This is a genomic window from Pandoraea sp. XJJ-1, from assembly GCF_026802345.1.
Lineage (GTDB): Bacteria > Pseudomonadota > Gammaproteobacteria > Burkholderiales > Burkholderiaceae > Pandoraea > Pandoraea cepalis.
Window position 1 is genome coordinate 1,779,529 of sequence record NZ_CP113827.1, and the last position, 18,293, is coordinate 1,797,821.

20 protein-coding genes are annotated in these 18,293 nt (G+C 64.8%); 9 read left to right on the forward strand and 11 right to left on the reverse strand.

Annotated features, from left to right (window positions below; all coding sequences use genetic code 11):
- Nucleotides 1-59 precede the first annotated feature (59 nt).
- The 3 genes from OYT13_RS08085 to OYT13_RS08095 all read right to left on the reverse strand — a co-directional run bounded on the left by OYT13_RS08085 (nucleotide 60) and on the right by OYT13_RS08095 (nucleotide 2,124).
- Complete coding sequence (locus OYT13_RS08085; RefSeq protein ID WP_150563076.1) at nucleotides 60-956, reverse strand: DMT family transporter; 897 nt, start codon at nucleotides 954-956, stop codon at nucleotides 60-62.
- A gap of 73 nt (nucleotides 957-1,029) precedes the next feature.
- A complete protein-coding gene (locus tag OYT13_RS08090; protein WP_268567575.1) occupies nucleotides 1,030-1,716 on the reverse strand; it encodes a VOC family protein in 687 nt (228 codons plus the stop codon).
- Nucleotides 1,717-1,770: 54 nt separating this feature from the next.
- On the reverse strand, nucleotides 1,771-2,124 hold the full coding sequence (locus OYT13_RS08095; RefSeq protein WP_017234917.1) for a DUF2917 domain-containing protein: 354 nt from the start codon (nucleotides 2,122-2,124) through the stop codon (nucleotides 1,771-1,773).
- Between the two features lie 211 nt (nucleotides 2,125-2,335).
- Here OYT13_RS08095 and OYT13_RS08100 point away from each other — a divergent pair, with 211 nt between their 5' ends.
- From OYT13_RS08100 to OYT13_RS08115, 4 genes are all read left to right on the forward strand, one after another.
- Complete coding sequence (locus OYT13_RS08100) at nucleotides 2,336-3,781, forward strand: aminotransferase-like domain-containing protein (protein WP_017234918.1); 1,446 nt, start codon at nucleotides 2,336-2,338, stop codon at nucleotides 3,779-3,781.
- 254 nt (nucleotides 3,782-4,035) lie between these two features.
- Nucleotides 4,036-5,922 (forward strand): molecular chaperone HtpG, encoded by a 1,887-nt coding sequence (htpG, locus tag OYT13_RS08105; RefSeq protein ID WP_017234919.1) that lies wholly within the window; start codon nucleotides 4,036-4,038, stop codon nucleotides 5,920-5,922.
- Between the two features lie 212 nt (nucleotides 5,923-6,134).
- Nucleotides 6,135-6,743 carry a chorismate--pyruvate lyase family protein gene (locus OYT13_RS08110; RefSeq protein WP_017234920.1) on the forward strand — a complete coding sequence of 203 codons (609 nt, stop codon included), beginning with the start codon at nucleotides 6,135-6,137 and terminating at the stop codon, nucleotides 6,741-6,743.
- On the forward strand, nucleotides 6,731-7,243 hold the full coding sequence (locus tag OYT13_RS08115) for a DNA-deoxyinosine glycosylase (protein ID WP_268567576.1): 513 nt from the start codon (nucleotides 6,731-6,733) through the stop codon (nucleotides 7,241-7,243). The genes OYT13_RS08110 and OYT13_RS08115 overlap by 13 nt, the downstream gene beginning before the upstream one ends.
- A 103-nt stretch (nucleotides 7,244-7,346) precedes the next feature.
- Here the strand turns inward: OYT13_RS08115 and OYT13_RS08120 are convergent, their stop codons facing one another.
- Nucleotides 7,347-8,027: a methyl-accepting chemotaxis protein gene (locus OYT13_RS08120; RefSeq protein WP_017234922.1), complete on the reverse strand. Its 681-nt coding sequence runs from the start codon at nucleotides 8,025-8,027 to the stop codon at nucleotides 7,347-7,349.
- Nucleotides 8,028-8,436: 409 nt separating this feature from the next.
- Between OYT13_RS08120 and OYT13_RS08125 the strand changes: the two genes are divergently transcribed.
- Nucleotides 8,437-9,279 carry a hypothetical protein gene (locus OYT13_RS08125; protein WP_017234923.1) on the forward strand — a complete coding sequence of 281 codons (843 nt, stop codon included), beginning with the start codon at nucleotides 8,437-8,439 and terminating at the stop codon, nucleotides 9,277-9,279.
- Between the two features lie 112 nt (nucleotides 9,280-9,391).
- On the opposite strand, the gene OYT13_RS08130 is transcribed toward OYT13_RS08125, so the two are convergent.
- The 4 genes from OYT13_RS08130 to OYT13_RS08145 all read right to left on the reverse strand — a co-directional run bounded on the left by OYT13_RS08130 (nucleotide 9,392) and on the right by OYT13_RS08145 (nucleotide 13,132).
- Nucleotides 9,392-9,730 (reverse strand): DUF2322 family protein, encoded by a 339-nt coding sequence (locus OYT13_RS08130; RefSeq protein WP_026132143.1) that lies wholly within the window; start codon nucleotides 9,728-9,730, stop codon nucleotides 9,392-9,394.
- Nucleotides 9,731-9,824: 94 nt separating this feature from the next.
- Nucleotides 9,825-11,021, reverse strand: coding sequence for a benzoate/H(+) symporter BenE family transporter (locus OYT13_RS08135; RefSeq protein ID WP_017234925.1), 1,197 nt, complete (start codon nucleotides 11,019-11,021; stop codon nucleotides 9,825-9,827).
- A gap of 79 nt (nucleotides 11,022-11,100) precedes the next feature.
- Nucleotides 11,101-12,276, reverse strand: coding sequence for a vWA domain-containing protein (locus OYT13_RS08140; protein ID WP_150563072.1), 1,176 nt, complete (start codon nucleotides 12,274-12,276; stop codon nucleotides 11,101-11,103).
- A 13-nt stretch (nucleotides 12,277-12,289) separates the two neighbouring features.
- Nucleotides 12,290-13,132, reverse strand: coding sequence for an AAA family ATPase (locus OYT13_RS08145; RefSeq protein ID WP_130025543.1), 843 nt, complete (start codon nucleotides 13,130-13,132; stop codon nucleotides 12,290-12,292).
- 281 nt (nucleotides 13,133-13,413) lie between these two features.
- Between OYT13_RS08145 and OYT13_RS08150 the strand changes: the two genes are divergently transcribed.
- Nucleotides 13,414-13,779, forward strand: a complete 366-nt coding sequence (locus tag OYT13_RS08150; RefSeq protein WP_017234928.1) for a c-type cytochrome — start codon at nucleotides 13,414-13,416, stop codon at nucleotides 13,777-13,779.
- A 25-nt stretch (nucleotides 13,780-13,804) separates the two neighbouring features.
- Entirely contained in the window at nucleotides 13,805-14,218 is a 414-nt protein-coding gene (locus tag OYT13_RS08155; protein WP_017234929.1) for a c-type cytochrome, read from the forward strand.
- A gap of 74 nt (nucleotides 14,219-14,292) precedes the next feature.
- Here the strand turns inward: OYT13_RS08155 and OYT13_RS08160 are convergent, their stop codons facing one another.
- Complete coding sequence (locus OYT13_RS08160) at nucleotides 14,293-14,724, reverse strand: DUF1841 family protein (RefSeq protein WP_017234930.1); 432 nt, start codon at nucleotides 14,722-14,724, stop codon at nucleotides 14,293-14,295.
- A gap of 203 nt (nucleotides 14,725-14,927) precedes the next feature.
- Here OYT13_RS08160 and OYT13_RS08165 point away from each other — a divergent pair, with 203 nt between their 5' ends.
- Both OYT13_RS08165 and OYT13_RS08170 read left to right on the forward strand, forming a co-directional pair.
- On the forward strand, nucleotides 14,928-15,824 hold the full coding sequence (locus OYT13_RS08165) for a DMT family transporter (protein ID WP_261939887.1): 897 nt from the start codon (nucleotides 14,928-14,930) through the stop codon (nucleotides 15,822-15,824).
- Nucleotides 15,825-15,915: 91 nt separating this feature from the next.
- On the forward strand, nucleotides 15,916-16,509 hold the full coding sequence (locus OYT13_RS08170; protein WP_268567577.1) for a malonic semialdehyde reductase: 594 nt from the start codon (nucleotides 15,916-15,918) through the stop codon (nucleotides 16,507-16,509).
- A 130-nt stretch (nucleotides 16,510-16,639) separates the two neighbouring features.
- Here the strand turns inward: OYT13_RS08170 and nth are convergent, their stop codons facing one another.
- A complete protein-coding gene (gene nth / locus OYT13_RS08175; protein ID WP_017234932.1) occupies nucleotides 16,640-17,284 on the reverse strand; it encodes an endonuclease III in 645 nt (214 codons plus the stop codon).
- 65 nt (nucleotides 17,285-17,349) lie between these two features.
- Nucleotides 17,350-18,243 carry an electron transport complex subunit RsxB gene (gene rsxB / locus OYT13_RS08180; protein WP_017234933.1) on the reverse strand — a complete coding sequence of 298 codons (894 nt, stop codon included), beginning with the start codon at nucleotides 18,241-18,243 and terminating at the stop codon, nucleotides 17,350-17,352.
- Between the last annotated feature and the right edge of the window lie 50 nt (nucleotides 18,244-18,293).

Here is an 18,293-nt window from a genome sequence, read left to right on the forward strand (position 1 = left end):
GCAAACGCCTGGGGGGAGACGCGTCGCGGGGCAGGGATCGCATGCGCCGCGACGTGCCTTCAGACCGGTTTGCCCGTGAGTCGCGAGGCGCCGATCTTCATGTGCTTGCCGAGTGCGATAGTCAGGACGACGCCCGCGGCGAAGAGCCACGTTGCCGTGTCGACGTGTTCGCCGAAAAAGAGGGCGGACAGCGCAATCGTAAAGAAAATCTGAAGCAATTGTACTTGGCCCACGCGTGCGATGCCGCCCATGGCCAGACCCGCATACCACGCGAAGAAGCCGATGAACTGCGAGAAGAGCGTCACGTAGGCGAACGCACCCCATGCCTTGCCGCTGACCGGCCACGGCTGATGCCACGCCAGCCAGCCCACCGGCAGCACCAGCACTGGCGCCGACACCACGAGCGCCCAACAGATCACCTGCCACCCGCCCATCTCGCGGGCGAGCTTGCCGCCCTCGGCATAGCCGAGCGCACCGATGACCACCGCCAGCAGCATCAGCCCATCGGCCGCATGCAGACTGCCGCCCCCGGCGCGCAGCGCGAAGGCCATCACCAGCACGCTGCCGGCGAGGGCACAGCCCCAGAACCCGCGCGACGGACGCTCGCCGCCGAGCCAATAGGCGTAGATCGCGACACAGAACGGCTGCAAGCCGTTGACGACCGCGCCGTGCGACGCCGGAATCGTCTTCATCGCCCATGCGGAAAACACCGGGAACGCAATGATCACGCCCAACGAGGTGATGGCGAGACTCTTGATCTGGCGTGGCGTGGGCCACGCCTCGCGACGCCACCAGAGCAGGGCGCCCGCAAACACGGAGGCGACCAGCGCGCGCCCCAGCCCATTGAGCAACGGGTTGACTTCCGCGACGACAATGCGTGTCATCGGCAACGTCAGGCTGAAGATCAGCACACCGATCAGTCCGATCAGCATGCCCCGGGATTCACGCGAATTCATGGTGTCGCCTCGTATGTCTGGTTCTGCGTCATCCGCCCGTCATGCGGTGTGCCGGGCGTTTGGTGCGGCGGGCCTAGCGCAACGTGCGCGGCCCGTCGGGGGTTTCGATTTCGGCGGTGAGCGACGGCTCGACCAGCGTGGCTTCGACGTTGACGAGTGCGTCGGCCCCAAGCCACTGCAATTGCGCCTGGATCGCCGCCGCCTGCGGATGGAAGCCGCGCAACGCGGTAACGGCACAATCGGCGCTCGGCAGCGCATCGCTCGGGTGCTGCGCCGAATCCCATTGGATCAGCGTCGGCAGCAGACCTTGTCCGGCGCCTTGCCAAGCGGGCAGACTGCCGTCGTCGGGCACGCCGATCCGCCACGACAGCGCGCCGCGCTGCATCGCCATGACTGGCGCCAACCGCTGCGGATACTGCGCCTGCCAGCGTGGCAGCGAGCGCGGCCGCTCCACGCGCGCCACCCAGTGCGCGAGGTAGGGGCCGCGCTCGAGGCGCGCCTGAACGGCCTCGTCGTCGAGGCCGAACCAGCGCGGCCGGTCTGGCGACGGGGCTTCCGGGTCGATGGCGATGATCTCTAGGTAAGCGCCACCCCAGAGTCCCAGCAAACTGTTGTGCGTGCCCATGCGGGCGTGCTTGCCGCCGCGCTGCGGTACGACCTCGGTGAGGCCGAGCTGCTCGATGACATGGGCTTCGCCCGCCTCCAGCGTTTGCGCGGCAACGACGAGATGATCCAGTTTCAGGGCTTGGGGTGCGGTCATGGCGGGTTCGGGCGGCAAAATCGATAGCTTACTCCGCCTCGTTCCTTCGTCGGGTCATCCACGCGAGAGTCGCGTCATCGTCCGATTGGCCATGCGCACGGCGAGATCGCGCCACGCCAGTCGCCACCCGGCGCGCACGAGGCGCTTGCCGGCAGACGCGGTGAGTGTGGCCGCGGGATGGCTCACGCGCAGACGCACGCCGTCTTGCCATGTGCCCAGCCACACGCGCTGACCGGCCCGAATCTCAAAACTCTCGCCGGCGTGCAGCCAATGGTCGGCGGGCTCACCTTCCACGGTCAGCCACAGGACACCTTGCAGCACTTGAAGCGATTGCGGCAGGTCGGCAGCCGGGGCCTGCCAGAAGACGGTCTGTTCCCGGTCCAGTTCGAAGAGTCGGATTTCACGCATGGCGGTCTCCAGTTGAGAGGACACTTTATCGGTTAACTCCGGTACAGTACCGGTACAGATGGCAAAGTAATCTTCGGTACAGTTAAGGATTGACAGAGAATTTGGCGCGCGTAGAGTGGCGACCGATGGACAATCCCCGCAATACCGGGCCGACGCGCAGCAGACACTTTGACCGCGAAGCGGCGGTCAGCTTTGCCCAGGTGGATAGACGATGACGACAACGACCCCCATTTCCCCGCTGGTGCTGGCCGACAACGCCGCGCTCGACACGTCGCGCATGACGCTTGTCGATCAGCTCGTGCATTGGGCGAGCCTGCGCATCGAGGAACGAGTCTTCCTGCCCGGCATGCGCATGCCGTCGATTCGCTCGCTGGCGGAAGACAAGCGTGTGTCGCGCTTTTCCGTCGTCGAGGCGTACGAGCGGCTGGTCGCGCAGGGCTATCTCGAGGCGCGGCGCGGCTCGGGTTTTTACGTGCGCGAGCGGCCTGTGATGCCCGCGCAGAACGCGGCGGCGCCGATGCTCGCGCAGGGGCCGATCGACGTGGCCTGGCTCGTGCGCAGCATGCTTCACTCGGTCGCGCCGGAGCGCGGTCCGGGCATGGGCTATCTGCCGCCGAGCTGGCTCGATGCCGACATGATGACGTCCGCCATGCGCTCGATGAGCCGTCAGTCGAGCGCGCATCTGCTCCAAAGCGGTAACCCGCATGGCTTCCTGCCGCTGCGCGTGCAACTTCAGACACAACTCGCGGAACTCGAAATCGGCGCGCGCCCCGAGCAGATCGTGTTGACATCGGGCATTACGCAGGCGGTGGACTTTCTGCTGCGTCTGTACGTGCGCGCGGGCGATACGGTGCTGGTGGGGGACCCGGCGTGGTTTGTCATGTTCGGCCGCATCGCGTCGCAAGGCGCCCACACCATTGGCGTGCCGTACACCCCCGACGGACTCGACATGCCGGCGCTGGAGCGCCTGGTGCAGCAGCATCGGCCCAAGTTGCTGATCCTCAATTCGATCCTGCAGAATCCGACCGGAACGTCGCTGACGGCGGCGCGCGCCTTCCAGATCCTGCGTCTGGCCGAGCAGTACGACTTCATGGTGCTCGAAGACGACATCTACTGCGACCTGTGCCCGTCGCACCAGCCGGTGGCGCGACTGGCGAGTCTCGATCAGCTCAAGCGCGTGATCTACATGGGCAGCTTCTCGAAGACGCTCGCCGCGAACCTGCGGGTGGCGTTCGTGGCGTGTTCGCCGGCGCTGGCGAAGACCTTCGTCGATCACAAGATGCTGTCGGGCTCGACGACGCCGGAGATCAACGAGCGGATCGTCTACAAGGCGCTGACCGAGGGGCATTACCGCCGTCACGTAGAGCGCTTGCGTACGCGTCTCGACGAGGTGCGCGACACCACGCGCCGGCGTCTGGAGCGCATCGGCCTGCGCATGTTCGGCGAACCGACGTCGGGCATGTTTTTCTGGGTCGACACCGGCGTCGATACCAGCGCGGTCGCCGCCGCGGGGCACGAAGCGGGCTTCCTGTTTGCGCCGGGGGCGTTGTTCTCGCCGCGTCAGGCGCCGAGTACCTGGATGCGCATGAATATCGCCTGTTCCAGCGATCCCGCCATGCTGACCTTCCTCTCGCGGCAGCTCGAACTGGCCGCCTGAGCGGGCGTGGGCGCGAGCCCGATGGTGGCGGTTCGACCGTCTCACTGGCACGGCGCTTCGCCAGGTTTTGCCGTAATTTCCCGTATCGTCGCGCAAGCTGCCGCGAAATAACCCTTCTGCTGGCCTTGAAATGCCGGCCCGCCGTCCCTATTTTCATCGGGTACCGCCGCTCCGGCAGCGCGCGCGCAAGTGCGCCGGCCGGCGGTCAGTGTCGATATTCCATCCATCTCACCGATTCACGAGGATTCCCGACCATGGCGCAAGACACCATGAGCTTTCAGGCAGAAGTCAAACAGCTTCTGCAACTGATGATTCATTCGCTGTACAGCAACAAGGAAATCTTCCTGCGCGAACTGATCTCCAACGCTTCGGATGCCGCCGACAAGCTGCGCTTCGAGGCGATCAACGACGCCGCGCTGTACGAGCAGGATCCGGAACTCAAGATTCGCGTGTCGTTCGACAAGGACGCCCGCACCGTCACCATCGAGGACAACGGCATCGGCATGAGCCGCGAGGAAGCCATCGCGCATCTCGGCACGATCGCCAAGTCCGGCACCAAGGAGTTCTTCTCGCGCCTGTCGGGCGATCAGCAGAAGGACGCCGCGCTCATCGGCCAGTTCGGCGTGGGCTTCTACTCGGGCTTCATCGTGGCCGATCGCATGACGGTCGAGTCTCGCCGAGCCGGGCTGCCGGCTTCGGAGGGCGTGCGCTGGTCGTCGGCGGGCGAGGGCGACTTCACAGTCGAGACCATCGAGCGCGCCCCGCGCGGCACCGCCATCACGCTGCATCTGCGCGACGGCGAAGACGAACTGCTCTCGTCGTGGCAACTTCAGTCGATCATTCGCAAGTATTCGGATCACATCTCGCTGCCGATCGTCATGCGCGGCGAAACATGGGACGAAGAAAAGCAGGCGATGGTGCCCGCCGAGTCCGACGAGACCGTCAACCAGGCGAGCGCGCTGTGGACCCGCAGCAAGAGCGAGATCACGGACGAGCAGTACACGCAGTTCTATCAGCACATCGCGCACGATATGCAGGCGCCGCTGGCATGGACGCACAACCGCGTCGAAGGGCGCAGCGAATATACGCAACTGCTGTACGTGCCGGGCCATGCGCCGTACGATCTCTGGGATCGCAATTCGCAGGGCGGGCTGAAGTTGTACGTCAAGCGCGTGTTCATCATGGACGACGCGGAACAACTGCTGCCGAACTACCTGCGCTTCGTGCGCGGGGTGGTCGACTCCGCCGATCTGCCGCTCAATGTGTCGCGTGAAATCCTGCAGGAAAGCCGCGATGTGAAGGCGATCCGCGAAGGCTGCGCAAAGCGTGTGTTGGGACTGCTGGAAGATCTGGCCGAGAACCAGAAGGACAAGTACACGCAGTTCTGGGGCGCGTTCGGGCAGGTGCTCAAGGAAGGCACGGGCGAGGATCAGGCGAATCGCGAGCGCATTGCCAAGCTGTTGCGCTTTGCTAGCACGCACAACGATTCGGCCGAGCAGAACGTGTCGCTGGCCGACTACATCGGCCGCATGAAGGACGGTCAGGACAAGATTTACTACGTCACGGCCGAGAGCTGGGTGGCGGCAAGCCATAGTCCGCACCTGGAAGTATTCCGCAAGAAGGGCGTGGAAGTGTTGCTGCTGACCGATCGCGTCGACGAGTGGATGCTCTCGTACGTGCACGACTTCGACGGCAAGGCGCTCGTGAGCGTGGCGCGTGGCGATCTGGATCTGGGCGCGCTGGAAGATGCGAGGGAAAAGGCTGCCCAGGAGAAGACCAGCGGCGACCTCAAGCCGCTCATCGAGAAGATGAAGGAAGTGCTCGGCGACAAGGCCAAGGACGTGCGTGTGACGTTCCGTCTGACCGATTCGCCGTCGTGCCTGGTGTCGGATGAGAACGACATGAGCGGCACGCTCCAGCGCTTGATGAAGGCGGCGGGGCAGAAGATGCCGGAATTCCGTCCGATTCTCGAAATCAACCCGGAGCATGCGTTGATCCAGCGTCTGACGGCAGAGCGTGCTGATCTGGCGGACTGGGCGCAACTGCTGTTCGATCAGGCGCTGCTGGCCGAAGGCGGCAGCCTGGAAGACCCGGCGGCGTATGTGAAGCGTACGAACGCGTTGCTGCTCGCCGCGCAGTGAGCGCGCCAGTGCAGACCGCGCAGCGCTGACCATGGTGTTGCCGATGGGCCCCCGCGTCGATATGTCGCGGGGGCCTTTTTGTTTTTGGGTGCGAGCGTTACGGGGCGGCGGATCAAGGGTGGCGGGCCGGTGTCCGCAGACCGGCTCCAATGCCGCCGCTGCGTGACGTGTGGGCGGTGCGCCGTCGCATTGCGCCTTTATAATGCCGAGCCATGACTTTCCGATTTGATGTGGGGGGGCGGCGCTGGCAGGCTGTCCCGGCGCCGGCGCTTTCGCGTCGTCATAAAGATTGGCTTACCCGGGGCGGCGCGCTCACGCGTCATCTGTCGACCCTGGGGCGCGTGAGCGTGCGCGTCGTGGCGGAGCGAGTGATGCCCGCCGACGCGGACCAATGCCGCGCCATCGGTGTGCCATTGCGCACGCCGATGTGGGCCCGCGATGTCATCCTGCTGGTCGACGGCGAGCCAGTGGTCGTGGCGCACAGCGTCACGCCGCTCGCCTATAGCCGCTCGATCTGGCAGGCTATGCGTCGCTTGCGTACGCGACCGCTGGCCGATCTGCTCTATCACGATCCCACCGTCACGCGGTCAATGCTGGTGTCGTGCCCGCTTGCGCCGCGTCATCTGTTGCACGGCCGTGCGCGTCATGATGCGCGCGACCCGCTCGTCGGTGCGAACCCACGTGCGCGGTTGTGGGCGCGTCGGTCGGTCTTCGTACGCCGTGGCGCGCCGTTGCTTGTCACCGAAGCGTTTCTGCCGCGTTTCTGGCGGCGTTTGGAAGCGACGCACGGTGCGCTGGCTCACGACGGATGCGTGTCATGACGACGGACCTCATCCCTGAGCGCAAACGCAACATTCCGCCGGTGGTGGACGCGCAAACGCGCGTGCTGATTCTCGGCAGCCTGCCCGGCGACGTCTCGCTCGCGCATCAGCAGTATTACGCGCATCCACAGAATCGCTTCTGGCATCTGGTGGGCGATACGATCCGCGTCGACCTGCCGTCGCTCGCCTACGATGCGAAGCTGCAGGCGCTGCTCGCCCATCGCATCGGGTTGTGGGACGTAGTCGCCGAGGCCCGGCGCAACGGCAGCCTCGACAGCAATATCCGCGACCATACGGGCAACGACCTGATCGGGCTCATCGAGACGCTGCCGGATCTCGAGGTGATCGCATTCAATGGCGGCACGGCGGCCCGGCTGGGCATGAAAGCGCTCGCACACCACGCGGATCGGTACCGGATCGTGATGCTGCCCTCCAGCAGCCCGGCCTACACATTGGCCTACGCAGAAAAGCTGCGCATGTGGCAGGCATTGACCGCGTGACGGCCTGTCGAGCGGCGCGTCCGGGGTAGCTCGGTCATGCCCGCGCGTGGCTGCACGCAACTGTGCGAGGCGCGATTCGTAGCGATCCACGGGTGTCGGCGCATCAAACCCTGGCTGAACCTTTGGACTTGTCGTTCGAGCCGACGACGTTGCGGATCAACTGATCCATCTCCTTGATGATGTCAGCAAGCACCTGCGTGATCACCGCAAACTCCCTGCCATGCTCCCCCGCCCGAGCCGCCGAGATGCGCGCATTGAGCGCAACGATGTTGGCTTGCATCGAAATACCGCTGAGGCGCTCCACGAGGTCGGTCTGGCGTTTGCGCACGGCAACTTCGCAACGGTGCATTTCCTCCTGATAGGCCTGGGTGACGGTCTGTAGCAGGTCAAGTAGCGGGGTGGCCTGTGCGACCAGGGCATCGAGGGATGACGCTTGCCGATGGGTGTCCGCCAAAGGGGCGTCTATCACGGCGCTGACCTGGGCGATGAAATCACGGATACGAGCGTCGGCGCGCGGACTGCCGAAATAAAGCTGCTGCAAGGCGCTGGAGAACGCGCCAGGGAAACGCTCATTGCCCGTCGCGAGATCCGAATGCGCCGACTCGAACATCGACAGACACTGGCGTGCGATATCGAGCGCGGCCGTGTCCCCACGCGAAGCGAGCAACAACTGAAGGATGATCCGTTGCGACAGCATGCGCTGCCTGCCGGAGAGGTTGATCAATGTGCCGAGGGTTTCGGCGGACACTTCGGCCTCGGTTGATTGCGTAGAAAAAGCGTTCATGCCATGCCTTACAGAGAGTGTCGACGCAGAGGCGCGCCGTGCTGAGCGGCAAAGCAAAAGCGCCCCGAAGCGAGATGCCTGCGAACCGGTTGCCCGGTGCGTGGTCATCTCGCTTCGGGGCGCCATTGCCCGGGACGCTCCTTTTCGGAGCATGTCATCGCGACTTGCCAGTTTGTTTTCAGGCCGCCGTTGGCCTGTGCGTGTCTTTTGCAATATCCATGCCATCGCTCATTGCAGCGGCCCTGGGCGTCGCGGCGCAGCGAAATGGTGCGGCGGATCCTGCCCGGGGCACTGATCTTGTGCCGGATGCGTCATCGCGACGCGTGCGTTGCGGCGTCTCGACGGGGCGGGAAGCGAACCCGGTACAATGCGTTCCCATCGGAATCTCCCGAGTTTCATTGAAGGACACATGACCCTCATCAAACGCAAATCCATCGAAGCCGAAGCATTCGTCAGCGACGAGCGCACCGTCCGTTCCTCCCGTCCCGCGTACAAGCCGCGTTTCGCGCCGGTGACGTTTTCCGAAATGGGGGGCGTGCGTTACCTGCACTTTGGCACCCCGTGGGTGCAAGGGGCAATGCGTCTGTCCAAGCCTGACCGGATCGAGCTGGAATACGCGCAACAGATGATGGCATGGCTGCTGTTCATGCGTGCGCCCAAGCACGTGGTGCAACTGGGTCTCGGCACTGGGTCGCTCACCAAGTTCTCGCATCGCCAGTTCCCGCGTACACAGGTCACCGCCGTGGAGTTGAACCCGGCCGTGGTCGTGGCGGCGCGCACCATGTTCAGCCTGCCGGATGACTCGCGCCGATTGAAGGTGCTGGAAGCGGATGCCTGGGATTTCGTCACCGACCCGGCGAGGCATGGCACGGTCGACGTGTTGCAAGTCGATCTCTACGATGCGACCGCACGTGGCCCGGTGCATGACACGCCCGCGTTCTACAAGGCCTGCCGCGCCACGCTGAGCGCACCCGGCATGCTGACGACGAATCTGTTCGGCGATCACGACAGCTATCCGAAGAACATCCGTCGCCTGCGTCAAGCTTTCGATAATCGCGTGATCGAATTCCCTGAAGTGCACGACGGCAACGTGATCGTGCTGGCCTTCAACGGTCCGCTGCTCTCGGTGGAGTGGAAGGATGTGGAAGCCCGCGCGAAGGTGGTGGAAGCCGCCACGGGCCTGCCGGCCAAGCGTTGGGTCAAGCAGCTTCGCTCGGCCAACGGCGACGGTGGTCCGGTGCTGACGATCTGACGTCAGAGCGTCGGCGCACCTCTGCGCATCTCGGCGCGGCGATGCCTGTCGTGGATGTAAAAAAGCCAGCCGCGAGGCTGGCTTTTCATTGGGTGCGACGGACGTGGCCTTCTCAGGCTGCGACTTCCTCGATGCTCAGCGCCTCGCCACCGGCCACGATCGCCAGCAGGCGGTCGACGTTCGGGTGCGCGCCCGGACGATTGCGCGCATCCGCCGTGTGTTCGCCGAAGACCGCCAGCCCGTGCTCGGCCGCTTTGGCGTCAAGCGTGCCAAAGGCCTGCTTCAGATAGTGGTACACGGCGAGCGAGCCTTGCTTGCCCGGTGCGTTCTCGATGGTCGCCACGACTGCGCCCGTGCCGTCGCGTAGCGCAATGCGCGCGATGCCCTCGATGCTGCCGACGGCGGCCATCTGTGCGAGGTTGTCCTTGAAGACCGGGGTCGGTTCGATCATTGCCATGGGGGTGCGGCTCCTGCGGTTACGTTGCGTTCGAAAAATGTTGCGGGCCGAATGGTATCACTCCGGCCCGCGCCGCTTCACACAACGCTCACGGGCGCCGCCATTGCAGGATCGTCAGCGTCAGCACGCCTGCGATCAGGCCCCAGAACGCCGAGCCGATGGACAACAGCGTCAGGCCCGACGCCGTCACCATGAACGTGATGAGCGCCGCTTCGCGCTGGCGCATGTCGTGCATGGCGTTGGCCAGGCCGTTCATGATCGAGCCGAACAGGGCGAGCGCGGCAATCGAGACCACGAGGGCCTTCGGAAACGCCGCGAACAAGGCGGCGATGGTCGCCCCGAACGTGCCCGCGATCAGATAGAACGCGCCGGACCATACGGCGGCCGTGTAACGCTTGGCCGGGTCCTCGTGGGCTTCGCGTCCGGTGCAGATGGCTGCCGTGATGGCCGCCAGATGGATACCGTGCGAGCCGAACGGCGCGAGCAGCACCGAGGCGATCCCCGTCGTCGAAATGAGGGGAGAGGCCGGCACGGTGTAACCGTCGGCACGCAGCACGGCGAGCCCGGGCACATTTTGCGAGGCCATCGCCACCACGAACAACGGGATCGCGATGCTGATCGTGGCCGACAGCGAGAACGAGGGCGTAGTCCACACGGGCTTCGCAAGCGCGATGTGGAAGTGGCTGAAATCGAGCAAGCCTGCGCCGCCCGCGACCGAAGTGCCTACGATCAGCGCCAGCAGAATGGCGTAACGCGACGCAAACCGTTTGACGACGAGATACGTGAAGAACATCGCAAGCACGAGCGCCGTCTGGTGCTGCGCCGCGACGAAGATCTCCAGCCCGATGCGAAACAGGATCCCCGCGAGCAGCGCAGACGCCAGCGCTGGCGGTACGCGGCGCATGATCGTCTCGAAGCCCCCGGTCAGCCCACACAGGGCGATGAGGGCATTGCAGACGATGAACGCGCCGATGGCCTCGCCATAGGGCACGCCCGGTAGCGAAGTAATCAGCAGCGCGGCGCCCGGCGTGGACCACGCCACGACCACCGGCGTGCGATAGCGCAGCGATAGCCCGATGGTCGTCACGCCCATGCCGATGGAGAGCGCCCAGATCCACGACGAAATCTGCGCGGGGGTGAGATGGGCGGCCTGTCCGGCCTGGAACATCAGGACGAGCGAGCTGGTGTAGCCCGTCATCATGGCAACGAAGCCGGCGACGATGGCCGACGGCGACGTGTCCGCCAACGGCCGGAGCGGTGGCAGGGGAGTCGTGCTGGACGTCATGATGGGAAGCGGTCTCTGGGTTCTTGTTACGTTGTTGGTGCGTTGCCTTGCCGCGCCCTGCGACGCCGGGCGGCGAGCCTTACTTGCTCAGCGCGCGCATGGCCGACTCCAGTCCGGCGAGCGTGATCGGATACATGCGGCCCGCGAATAGCTGACGAATGACCGAGATCGACTGGCGATATTGCCATATCGCCTCGGGCTCCGGATTGAGCCAGGCGTGACGCGGGTAGCGGTCGATGAAGCGGCGTAGCCACACCGCCCCGGCTTCCGCGTTGTTGTACTCGACCGAGCCGCCCGCCTGCAGCACTTCGTAAGGACTCATCGTCGCGTCGCCCACGAAGATCAGTTTGTAGTCGGGCGGGTATTTGCGCAGCACGTCCCATGTGTCGAAGCGTTCGTTGTGGCGGCGTCGGTTCTGCCGCCACAAATAATCGTAGACGCAGTTGTGGAAGTAGTAGAACTCGAGATGCTTGAATTCGGACTTCGCCGCGGAGAACAGCTCTTCGGTACGCGCGATGTGGTCGTCCATCGAACCGCCCACGTCGAGCAGCATCAACACCTTCACGTTGTTATGACGCTCCGGCACGAGCTTCAGGTCGAGCCAGCCGGCGTTGGCCGCCGTCGAGCGAATGGTGTCGTCGAGGTCCAGCTCCTCCGCGGCTCCCTCGCGCGCGAACTTGCGCAGACGCCGCAACGCCACCTTGATGTTGCGCGTGCCGAGTTCGACGGCGTCGTCGTAGTCGCGGTAAGTGCGCTGGTCCCATACCTTCACCGCCGTGCGATTGCCGTTGCTCTCGCCGCCGATGCGGATGCCTTCGGGGTTGAAGCCGCCATTGCCGAACGGCGAGGTGCCGCCGGTGCCGATCCACTTGTTGCCGCCTTCGTGGCGGCCTTTCTGCTCGTCGAACAGTTGCTTCAGGCGCTCCATGAGCTTGTCGATCCCCCCCAAAGCCTGAATGCGCGCCTTGTCTTCCGGCGACAATTCGCGTTGCATGCGCTTCTTGAGCCATTCGAGCGGCACCTCGCCCGAGGCGTCGACGATGTGTTGCACGCCTTTGAAGTACGCACCGAAGGCCTGATCGAACTTGTCGTAGTGCTTCTCGTCCTTGATGAGCGATAGACGCGCCAGATAGTAGAACTCGTCGAGCGAGGGCGCGATGACCTGACGCTGCAGCGCTTCGAGCAGCGTCAGGTATTCCTTGACCGAGACCGGCAGCTTCGCCGCGCGCAAGGTATAGAAGAAGTCGATCAGCATAACGGCGGCGCGCTTACCGATTGGCGCGATTCATGAAAACGAGGCGCTCGAACAGGTGCATGTCCTGTTCGTTCTTGAGCAGGGCGCCGGCCAGCGGCGGAATTGCGAGCTTGTTGTCGGCGCTGCGCAGTGCTTCCGGGCCGATCTCCTCGGCCATCAGCAGCTTGAGCCAGTCGATCAGCTCCGAGGTCGACGGCTTCTTCTTGAGTCCGGGAATATCGCGTACCTCGAAGAAGGTCGCCATCGCGGCGTTCACCAGCTCGCGGCGAATGTTCGGGAAATGCACGTCGATGATCGACTGCATCGTCGACGGCTCGGGGAACTTGATGTAGTGGAAGAAGCAGCGGCGCAGGAAAGCGTCGGGCAGCTCCTTTTCGTTGTTCGACGTGATGATGACCAGCGGGCGGTGGCGTGCCTTTACGAGCTGGCGCGTCTCGTACACATAGAACTCCATGCGGTCGAGTTCGCGCAGCAGATCGTTGGGGAATTCGATGTCGGCCTTGTCGATTTCGTCGATCAGCAGCACGACGGGCTGGTCGGCCTCGAAGGCCTGCCAGAGCACGCCCTTGACGATGTAGTTGGCGATATCGCGCACCCGCTCGTCGCCCAGCTGCGAATCGCGCAGTCGCGAGACGGCGTCGTATTCGTAAAGGCCTTGCTGGGCCTTGGTGGTGGACTTCACGTGCCATTGCAGCAGCGGCATGTCGAGCGCGGCGGCGACTTCCTCCGCGAGCATTGTCTTGCCGGTGCCGGGTTCGCCCTTGATGAGCAGCGGTCGTTGCAGCGTGGCCGCCGCGTTCACGGCGAGCTTGAGGTCGTCGGTCGCGACGTACTGGGAAGAGCCTTCGAAGCGCATTGTCTGAGCCGTCCGCAAACAGCCGGCCTACCGGCCGGGCAGGGAAAAAGTTCAGTATAAGACATTGCGCATACGGCTCGCTCGGGCAGTGGAAATTGGCTGTGACATCAAAGGCTTGCGGGAAAACTTCGGAGAACTGTGCGGGTCAGCCCCGAGTTTGCGGACCGAAGGCTGTGGGTTACAATCGATTGCTTTTTTCACAGGACGGTGGCCTTGGAGTCGGGCCGTCGCCCTGCGTGTTGCGGGCCGGTATTCCAACCAAAAACGTTCCCAAGAAGACCATGAAAAAGTTCCTCACGATGATGGCGCTGGCGCTCGGCAGCACGTCGTTCATGTCGCTCGGCGCGGCGCATGCGGCCGATCTCAAGCCCAATCTCGACGCGGCGAAGGACAAGGTCGCCATGTGTATTGGCTGTCACGGCATTCCCGACTATCGCACCGCGTTTCCCGAGGTCTATCACGTGCCCCGGCTCGGCGGACAGAATGCGAAGTACCTTGAAAACGCCCTGAAGGAGTACGCCAAGGGCGACCGCAAGTTCCAGACGATGCATGGCATCGCAGCCACGTTGACCGAGCAGGACATCGTCGACATTGCCGCCTACTACGCGGCGCAGACGGCGTCGACGCCGGTCAATCCCCAGAAGTAAAACGTGCGTGGCTGAGGAGAACACGATGAAGCATTCGATGGTAAAGGCCGCAGCGGCGGCATCCCTGGCGCTCGGCGCCGTGCTCGCGGGTGGGGTCGGCTCGGCGTTTGCCGCCGGCAACGTCGCCAATGGACGCGCGCTCGTCGAGAAAGGCATGTGCGTGAGCTGCCACGGCGCCAATCTGAACGCGCCGATCAGCCCCGAGTACCCGAAGCTGGCTGGTCAGTACGCAGACTACGTTTATAACGCGCTGCGGGCGTATCAGAACGAAACCAGCCTGATTTACGGTCGCAGCAATGCGATCATGAAGACGCAGGTCATGTCCAATCCCGCCACGGTCGGTAAGGACGGCAAGCCGCGTCCGTTCACCTCGCAGGAGTTGCGTGATATTTCGGCCTATGTCGAATCGCTGCCCGGCGATCTCGTCACGAAGAAGTAAGCGGTCCGGCCGCGATATCCGGCATCGGCATCAGGCACGACGGTGACCCTCAGGGGGACCGTCGTCGTCAGCGCTCAGCGCGACGCTTGCTGCTCGATACGCTGCAGGTAGGCGTCCGAGTCGGGCGGCTGGCCGCTGCGTTGGGCTTCCCAGAGCGTTTGTCCCAGGCACTCCATGATGCGGTGCTGCGCCTCATGGGGCGAATCGAGCCGTTGGCTCAGTTTCTCGTAGGCGGCACGAATGCCCGGCGGCTGGTCGATCGAGACCTGCTCGCTGATCGCCAGGTGCATCGACAGATGCAGGAACGGGTTGGTCTGCCCGGCCTCGGGTGAGTAGTCGCGCTCGTTGGCGTCTTCGGTGTCGGACAGCGCGTCGTGATACTCGGGATGGGCTTGGATCCAGTCGGCGGCCATGGTCTCGAGCGGCGTGAGAATGCTGCCGCTGCGCTGCTTTTGCCAGGTGGTGCAGAAGAATTGCCGGACTTCATCGCGGCTCGGATTGAACATGGGGACTCCGTGGGGTTCTGATGTCGCCGCTTGCGGCGCGCCGCCCCTTGACTACAATGGCGGATCGATCGCTGCCGTGCATCGTGCCAGGCGCAGGGGAAACGCGCCGCCAACGCCTGAAAATCTCGCCGTATTGTCGCTCAATTTATCCAGTCATGTCGCAAAGCCCTCGCGCGCACGCGCCCACCGGCAACGCCGCCGTCATGCCGCAGGCCCCCCGTCCCTCGGCCTGGACCGGCGTCGCGCTGATCGCCGTGTCGGCGTCCGCGTTCGGCGCCATGGCCATCTTCGCGCGGGCCGCGGCGGCGTCCGGCGCGGACATCTTCGCGATGCTGCTGTTTCGCTTTTTCGTCGCCGCGGTCCTGCTGCTGGCCTGGTGTCGGTTGCAGCGGGTGCGCTTCCCGTCGCGCCGTCAGGCGCTCGGCATTGCGCTGATGGGCGGCATCGGCTACGTCGGCCAGTCGCTTTGCTATTTCGGCGCACTGCAATATGCGCAGGCGTCGCTCGTCGCGCTGCTGCTCTATCTCTACCCGGTCTTTGTGACGATTTTGGCGGCCATTTTCCTCCATGAACGCCTCACGCCCGTGACGCTCGGCGCGCTCGCGCTCTGCTCGCTGGGCACGGCGCTCACCGTCGGGGGTGGGCAGGGGCAGCCGCTGGGCATGGCGCTGGCCGTGGCGGCGGCGTTGATCTATTCGGGCTACATCGTGATCGGCGCGCGGTTGACACGCGGTGTCGATGCCCGCGCCACGGCAACGCTCGTCTGCCTGGCGGCCACCGTTTCCTTCGGGGCGATGGCGGCGGTGCGAACCACGCAAGGGCTGCCGCTGCAATGGCCCGCAGGCGCCGGGGGCTGGGCGGCGCTCGCGGCCATTGCCGTGTGTTCGACGGTCGTCGCCATTCTGACCTTCTTCGCTGGTTTGCAACGACTGGGGGCGGGACGCGCCTCCATGCTCTCGACGCTGGAGCCGGTCGTCACGGTGCTGCTCGCGGCCATGCTGCTGGGCGAAACGCTCACGGCGGCACAACTGGGCGGCGGCGTGCTGATTCTGGCGGGCGTGGTCTGGCTGTCGGCGCGTGGCGCCGCCGCATCCCCCTGATGTCGCGGGCATTTTTGCCACGTCAGCGCGTGTCGCGCGGCAACGGTACAATCGCCGGTCATTCGCCACTCATCTACCGAGGTCCATTGTCATGAGCATCATCGCCAAAGAAGCCATCGCCCAACTATTCACCGATGCCCGCACGCACAATGTGTGGCTCGACAGAACGGTCAGCGATGAAACGCTGCGTGAGCTGTACGACCTCGTCAAATGGGGCCCGACGTCGGCCAACACCACGCCCGCGCGCGTGGTCTTCGTGAAGAGCCCGGAAGCGAAGAACAAGCTGCTTGAATGCATGGCGCCGGGCAACGTGGACAAGACCCGCACGGCGCCCGTGACGGCCATCATCGCGTACGACCTGAAGTTCTACGAGCACCTGCCCAAGCTGTTCCCGAACGGGGCCGACAAGATGGTGCCGATGTTCTCGGGCGACTCCGCCAAGGCTGCCGGTGCCGCGCACATGAACAGTTCGCTGCAAGGCGGCTACTTCATCCTCGCCGCCCGCGCGCTGGGCCTCGACTGCGGCCCGATGGCCGGTTTCGACGCACAGAAGGTCAACGACACCTTCTTCGGCGGTACCGAGTGGCGTGTGAATTTCATCTGCAATCTGGGCTACGGCGATCACGGCAAGCTGTTCCCGCGCAATCCGCGCTTGTCGTTCGACGAGGCGGCGCGCATCATCTAAGCAGGATTTGTCGCGCGCCGCGCGCATTTTCGGCGCGTACAGAACAAACGGGCGGTCCCGATGTCGGGACCGCCCGTTGTCGTTTGTGTCGTCTGCGTCGATTGCGACGGCGTTGCCGGGGAAGAGCCGGTCAGCCCTTCGGCGCGGGCGTCTTGGGACGGAAGTCGCACAACGGCTCGATGGCGCAATGCCAGCATTCCGGCTTGCGCGCCTTGCACACATAGCGGCCGTGCAAAATGAGCCAGTGGTGGGCATCGTGCTTGAACTCGCGCGGGATGACGCGCTCCAGCGCCAGCTCCACGGCCAGCGGATCCTTGCCAGGTGCGAGACCCGTGCGGTTCGCCACGCGGAAGATGTGCGTATCGACGGCAATGGTGTCTTCGCCAAACGCGGTATTGAGCACCACATTGGCCGTCTTGCGACCGACGCCCGGCAGCGTTTCGAGCGCTTCGCGCGAGCGGGGCACTTCGCCGCCGTGCGCGTCGAGCAGCAACTGGCAGGTGGCGATGACGTTCTTGGCCTTGGTGCGGTACAGCCCGATTGTCTTGATGTAATCGGCAACCCCGGCCTCGCCCAGCGCAAGCATCTTCGCCGGGGTGTTCGCCACCGCGTAGAGCTTGCGTGTGGCCTTGTTGACGGAGACGTCGGTCGCCTGGGCCGAAAGCAGCACGGCGATCAACAACTCGAATGGCGACGTGTACTCCAGCTCCGTCGTCGGGTGCGGATTCAATTGCTGCAACGTTTCGAACAGGGCGCGTCGTTTGGCGTCGTTCATGGCGGGTGGCGCGTGGGTTGGAGCGTCTGTCTTGTTATCAGGTGACGGTGTGTGCGGCTGCCCGCCTAGACCTTTTGCGGGGTGCTGTCGGCCCCCGAGGGGGCCGCATCGTCGTCTGGGCTGAGGCCCAGGCGTTTGCGACGGGCTTCCGCTTCGTCGATCTGTGCCTGCACGGCGGCCGAAACGTGCGTGGTGTTCTTCGGCGCGAGGCCTTCGGCCGCCAGCGCGGCCTTTTTCTCTCTCGCGCGCGCCAAAGCCGCTTGAATGATGGCCTGCTTGCGAGCCGCCGCCGCAGCGGCTTCATCGGCTACGGGGGACGGCGCCGGCGCCACGTCGCCCGTTTGCGCTACCGGCGACACCTCTTGCCCGGAGGCGGGCGCCGAAGGCGTGCCGGGCGCTGCGGGAGCAACCCGCGCCGCGCGCGCGGCCAGCCGCGCTTCCCGCGCCGCCCGATCCTTCGCGAGACGGGCCTGATTCACCTCGAAATGCGAGCGCGCGTCGTCGGCTTGCGTTTGCGACCAGGCGTCCCAGCCGGTGCGCTCGCCGGTGACCGGCACCATGTCGATGCAGTCGACGGGGCAGGGCGGCACGCAGAGGTCGCAGCCGGTGCAACGGTCCTCGATCACGGTGTGCATCAGTTTGGCGGCGCCGACGATGGCGTCGACCGGGCAGGCCTGCAGGCAGAGCGTGCAACCGATACACAGCGATTCGTCGATGACCGCGCGCGGCCGGGGACGCTCTGCGCCGTTGTCCGGATTCAGCGCGATGATGGGGCGATCCAGCAGCTTGGCCAGACGCGCCACGCCCTCGGCGCCGCCGGGCGGGCACTGGTTGTAGCTGGCCTGACCGCTGGCGATGGCATCGGCATACGGGCGGCACCCGGCGTAACCGCACTTGGTGCACTGCGTCTGGGGCAAAAGGGCATCGATGCGCTGCGCGAGCGCGCTAACTTCGGACACGTCGTTTGAGGGGGATTCGGCGGAAAGTCGAATTATCCTGCATTTTCCGG

Coding starts and splice junctions, on each gene's coding strand:
- OYT13_RS08160 (WP_017234930.1), bottom strand. CDS start 14,724: ATGTTCAATCCGAGCCGCGATGAAGTCCGGCAATTCTTCTGCACCACC.
- OYT13_RS08100 (WP_017234918.1), top strand. CDS start 2,336: ATGACGACAACGACCCCCATTTCCCCGCTGGTGCTGGCCGACAACGCC.
- nth (WP_017234932.1), bottom strand. CDS start 17,284: ATGAACGACGCCAAACGACGCGCCCTGTTCGAAACGTTGCAGCAATTG.
- OYT13_RS08165 (WP_261939887.1), top strand. CDS start 14,928: ATGCCGCAGGCCCCCCGTCCCTCGGCCTGGACCGGCGTCGCGCTGATC.
- OYT13_RS08125 (WP_017234923.1), top strand. CDS start 8,437: ATGACCCTCATCAAACGCAAATCCATCGAAGCCGAAGCATTCGTCAGC.
- OYT13_RS08120 (WP_017234922.1), bottom strand. CDS start 8,027: ATGAACGCTTTTTCTACGCAATCAACCGAGGCCGAAGTGTCCGCCGAA.
- htpG (WP_017234919.1), top strand. CDS start 4,036: ATGGCGCAAGACACCATGAGCTTTCAGGCAGAAGTCAAACAGCTTCTG.
- OYT13_RS08155 (WP_017234929.1), top strand. CDS start 13,805: ATGAAGCATTCGATGGTAAAGGCCGCAGCGGCGGCATCCCTGGCGCTC.
- OYT13_RS08115 (WP_268567576.1), top strand. CDS start 6,731: ATGCGTGTCATGACGACGGACCTCATCCCTGAGCGCAAACGCAACATT.
- OYT13_RS08170 (WP_268567577.1), top strand. CDS start 15,916: ATGAGCATCATCGCCAAAGAAGCCATCGCCCAACTATTCACCGATGCC.
- OYT13_RS08095 (WP_017234917.1), bottom strand. CDS start 2,124: ATGCGTGAAATCCGACTCTTCGAACTGGACCGGGAACAGACCGTCTTC.
- OYT13_RS08130 (WP_026132143.1), bottom strand. CDS start 9,730: ATGATCGAACCGACCCCGGTCTTCAAGGACAACCTCGCACAGATGGCC.
- OYT13_RS08150 (WP_017234928.1), top strand. CDS start 13,414: ATGAAAAAGTTCCTCACGATGATGGCGCTGGCGCTCGGCAGCACGTCG.
- OYT13_RS08090 (WP_268567575.1), bottom strand. CDS start 1,716: ATGACCGCACCCCAAGCCCTGAAACTGGATCATCTCGTCGTTGCCGCG.
- OYT13_RS08140 (WP_150563072.1), bottom strand. CDS start 12,276: ATGCTGATCGACTTCTTCTATACCTTGCGCGCGGCGAAGCTGCCGGTC.
- OYT13_RS08085 (WP_150563076.1), bottom strand. CDS start 956: ATGAATTCGCGTGAATCCCGGGGCATGCTGATCGGACTGATCGGTGTG.
- OYT13_RS08135 (WP_017234925.1), bottom strand. CDS start 11,021: ATGACGTCCAGCACGACTCCCCTGCCACCGCTCCGGCCGTTGGCGGAC.
- OYT13_RS08145 (WP_130025543.1), bottom strand. CDS start 13,132: ATGCGCTTCGAAGGCTCTTCCCAGTACGTCGCGACCGACGACCTCAAG.
- OYT13_RS08110 (WP_017234920.1), top strand. CDS start 6,135: ATGACTTTCCGATTTGATGTGGGGGGGCGGCGCTGGCAGGCTGTCCCG.